We start from the raw sequence: 1,218 nt of genomic DNA, 5'->3' as shown, positions 1-1,218 counted from the left end.
ACGCCCGCGACCGCCCCGCCCGCCGCGCCGCACCCAGCGGTTCAGAGGTAGCCAATACTTGAGTGGAAAGGTTCAACGCCGCAAAACACAGGCCCCAGACCAACCGCAGCCCCAGCAAGGCCGCAAACCCGGACAGCATCGAGTTGCCAAGAGCACACACCGCCGCCGCGCCGGCGGCAATGGAGCACGTCAGCCGATCACCGTTACGGGCGTAGAAATTCAGAACATGCCTGTAGCCGAAGATCCGCACCAGGCGGTTGGCCGCCAGCAGCACCCCGGCCTGGGCCAGGGTGATACCGAACGCCTGGGACTCCATCGGCAGCACCAGGTACAGCAACACGTCACTGGGCAGGCACAGGCCAAGGGTCAGCGCGGCACGGCGGGAGTGGGAATCAGCACTGCGTTGGGCCAGATCAGACATAAAAGCTGAAACATTCAGAATTATTTAGACGGCCACGGTAGCCGTCTACCTCAAGGTTTTACAAGGCCCAAATAATTAAACCTTGGCGCCGTCCTGCATCAGGCGCAACCCGCTGGCCACCGCGCCCACCAGGGCAAACCCGCAGCCCAGCCACAACGCGTACTGCGGGCCGCTGCTCAGGGACAGGTGGAAACACAACGCCACCAACGAAGCGCCGAGTGTCTGCCCCATCAACCGCGACGTGGCGACGATCCCGCTGGCTCCCCCGCTGCGGGCAATCGGTGCGCTGGTCATGATCGCCTTGAGGTTGGGCGACTGGAAAAAACCGAACCCTGCGCCACACAGGGCCATGCGCCAACCGATGTCGAAGGTCGAGGCGTCGTTGCCCAGGGTCGCCAGCGAGGCCATGCCCGCGCTCAACATCACCAGGCCGATGCCGCACAACAACGCCAGGGAGATACGGTCCGCCAGGCGCCCGGCAATCAGCGCCATCACCGCGACCACCGCCGGCCACGGCGTCATCAGGAAACCGGTGGCCACCTGGCTGTGCCCCAACACGGTTTGCAACAGGAACGGCAGCGACACAAACGCCAGCCCCTGGGCGCTGAACGCGCAAATCGCGGTGAGGGCCGACAAGGTGAACAGCGGGCGCTTGAACAGATCCACCGCAAGCATCGGCGCCGGGTGCCCGGCCTGACGGCGGATCAGCAACAGCCCGCACAGCAGCGCCACGGCGATCAGCCCCAGCGTCAACACCGCCTGCGCACCGTGCACCGCCGAGCCCAGGCCCAGCACCA

Annotated in this window: 1 protein-coding gene and 1 pseudogene; both read right to left on the bottom strand. The window is 65.6% G+C overall.

Annotated elements, in window-relative coordinates:
• Positions 1-421 (bottom strand): annotated as a pseudogene (locus HX846_RS37080) (MFS transporter); the annotation flags it as partial.
• A 75-nt stretch (positions 422-496) separates the two neighbouring features.
• Positions 497-1,218 (bottom strand): MFS transporter (locus HX846_RS37075; protein ID WP_178967445.1); only part of this gene is annotated, 722 nt, incomplete at its 5' end.

Origin of the sequence: Pseudomonas sp. K5002, assembly GCF_013386655.1 — a bacterium.
In the GTDB taxonomy this organism is placed as follows: Bacteria; Pseudomonadota; Gammaproteobacteria; order Pseudomonadales; family Pseudomonadaceae; genus Aquipseudomonas.
The sequence above is the reverse complement of the archived record's forward strand: the minus strand, read 5'-3'. Positions and strand labels throughout refer to the sequence as shown.